This is a genomic window from Bacillus sp. FSL H8-0492 (genome assembly GCF_038006145.1).
GTDB lineage: Bacteria > Bacillota > Bacilli > Bacillales > Bacillaceae_G > Bacillus_A > Bacillus_A mycoides.
Genome location: NZ_JBBOUP010000001.1, coordinates 85001 through 87500, shown reverse-complemented (window position 1 = coordinate 87500; position 2500 = coordinate 85001). Strand labels below are relative to the sequence as shown.

General features: G+C 51.2%; 6 tRNA genes and 2 rRNA genes (2 of these 8 cut by a window edge). All 8 read right to left on the bottom strand.

The features are described 5' to 3' along the window. A tRNA-Leu gene (locus tag MHH66_RS00475) sits at nucleotides 1-4 on the bottom strand; it reaches 85 nt to the left of the window's first position. 16 nt (nucleotides 5-20) lie between these two features. Further along, a tRNA-Gly gene (locus MHH66_RS00470) sits at nucleotides 21-95 on the bottom strand. A gap of 29 nt (nucleotides 96-124) precedes the next feature. Continuing rightward, nucleotides 125-205 (bottom strand) — tRNA-Leu (locus tag MHH66_RS00465). A 14-nt stretch (nucleotides 206-219) separates the two neighbouring features. After that, a tRNA-Lys gene (locus MHH66_RS00460) sits at nucleotides 220-295 on the bottom strand. A gap of 13 nt (nucleotides 296-308) precedes the next feature. Beyond that, nucleotides 309-384: transfer RNA gene (locus MHH66_RS00455), tRNA-Thr, on the bottom strand. A 4-nt stretch (nucleotides 385-388) separates the two neighbouring features. After that, nucleotides 389-464: transfer RNA gene (locus MHH66_RS00450), tRNA-Val, on the bottom strand. Between the two features lie 5 nt (nucleotides 465-469). Continuing rightward, nucleotides 470-585: ribosomal RNA gene (gene rrf, locus MHH66_RS00445) — 5S ribosomal RNA — on the bottom strand. A 101-nt stretch (nucleotides 586-686) separates the two neighbouring features. Continuing rightward, nucleotides 687-2500, bottom strand: a 23S ribosomal RNA gene (locus tag MHH66_RS00440); it runs 1108 nt beyond the window's last position.

The window sequence follows — 2500 nt, the reverse complement described above, 5'->3', positions numbered from 1 at the left end:
CGGCATGTCATACTGAAAATTGGAGCGGAAGACGGGATTCGAACCCGCGACCCCAACCTTGGCAAGGTTGTATTCTACCACTGAACTACTTCCGCAAGACATGTTTGAGTTATTTTATTAAAAGTGCGGGTGAAGGGAGTCGAACCCCCACGCCAAAGGCGCTAGATCCTAAGTCTAGTGCGTCTGCCAATTCCGCCACACCCGCATATTTCATTAAAATGGTGAGCCATGAAGGATTCGAACCTTCGACCCTCTGATTAAAAGTCAGATGCTCTACCAACTGAGCTAATGGCTCTTGCAATAAAAACTGGTGCCGACTAGAGGACTTGAACCCCCAACCTACTGATTACAAGTCAGTTGCTCTACCAATTGAGCTAAGTCGGCTAAATGGTGGAGGATGACGGGATCGAACCGCCGACCCCCTGCTTGTAAGGCAGGTGCTCTCCCAGCTGAGCTAATCCTCCGAATTGCCTGGCAACGTCCTACTCTCACAGGGACAAGGTCCCAACTACCATCGGCGCTAGAGAGCTTAACTTCCGTGTTCGGTATGGGAACGGGTGTGGCCTCTCTGCCATCATTACCAGACTGTATTCATTTAAGACAAGAATTATTATAACTTATTTACTTTTTAAAGTCAATAAGTTTTTTATATTCTTTCAAAACTAGATAACAGTGCTTCATATTATATGGTTAAGTCCTCGATCTATTAGTATTCGTCAGCTCCACATGTCACCATGCTTCCACCTCGAACCTATCAACCTGATCATCTTTCAGGGATCTTACTAGCTTACGCTATGGGAAATCTCATCTTGAGGGGGGCTTCATGCTTAGATGCTTTCAGCACTTATCCCTTCCGCACATAGCTACCCAGCTATGCCCTTGGCAGAACAACTGGTACACCAGCGGTGCGTCCATCCCGGTCCTCTCGTACTAAGGACAGCTCCTCTCAAATTTCCTGCGCCCACGACGGATAGGGACCGAACTGTCTCACGACGTTCTGAACCCAGCTCGCGTACCGCTTTAATGGGCGAACAGCCCAACCCTTGGGACCGACTACAGCCCCAGGATGCGATGAGCCGACATCGAGGTGCCAAACCTCCCCGTCGATGTGGACTCTTGGGGGAGATAAGCCTGTTATCCCCGGGGTAGCTTTTATCCGTTGAGCGATGGCCCTTCCATGCGGAACCACCGGATCACTAAGCCCGACTTTCGTCCCTGCTCGACTTGTAGGTCTCGCAGTCAAGCTCCCTTATGCCTTTGCACTCTACGAATGATTTCCAACCATTCTGAGGGAACCTTTGGGCGCCTCCGTTACACTTTAGGAGGCGACCGCCCCAGTCAAACTGCCCACCTGACACTGTCTCCCGGGTCGATAAGACCCGTAGGTTAGAATTTCAATACAGTCAGGGCGGTATCCCACCAGCGCCTCCACCGAAGCTAGCGCTCCGGTTTCAATGGCTCCCGCCTATCCTGTACAAACTGTACCAAAATTCAATATCAGGCTACAGTAAAGCTCCACGGGGTCTTTCCGTCCTGTCGCGGGTAACCTGCATCTTCACAGGTACTATAATTTCACCGAGTCTCTGGTTGAGACAGTGCCCAAATCGTTACACCTTTCGTGCGGGTCGGAACTTACCCGACAAGGAATTTCGCTACCTTAGGACCGTTATAGTTACGGCCGCCGTTTACTGGGGCTTCAGTTCAGAGCTTCGCTTACGCTAACCCCTCTCCTTAACCTTCCAGCACCGGGCAGGTGTCAGCCCCTATACTTCGCCTTACGGCTTCGCAGAGACCTGTGTTTTTGCTAAACAGTCGCTTGGGCCTATTCACTGCGGCTTTCCGTTAAGAAAGCACCCCTTCTCCCGAAGTTACGGGGTCATTTTGCCGAGTTCCTTAACCAGAGTTCTCTCGCACACCTTAGGATTCTCTCCTCGCCTACCTGTGTCGGTTTGCGGTACAGGCACCTTTTATCTCGCTAGAAGCTTTTCTTGGCAGCGGGGAATCAAAGACTTCGCTCCATAAGGAGCTTCCCCATCACAGCTCAGCCTTCACGATAAGCGGATTTGCCTACTTATCAGCCTAACTGCTTGGACGTGCACAACCAATCGCACGCTTCTTCTATCCTTCTGCGTCCCTCCATTGCTCAAACGATAAAGAGGTGGTACAGGAATATCAACCTGTTGTCCATCGCCTACGCCTGTCGGCCTCGGCTTAGGTCCTGACTAACCCTGAGCGGACGAGCCTTCCTCAGGAAACCTTAGGCATTCGGTGGACGGGATTCTCACCCGTCTTTCGCTACTCATACCGGCATTCTCACTTCTAAGCGCTCCACCAGTCCTTCCGGTCTGACTTCACTGCACTTAGAACGCTCCCCTACCACTGATACCATTGGTATCAATTCGCAGCTTCGGTGGTGTATTTAGCCCCGGTACATTTTCGGCGCAGAGTCACTCGACTAGTGAGCTATTACGCACTCTTTAAATGGTGGCTGCTTCTGAGC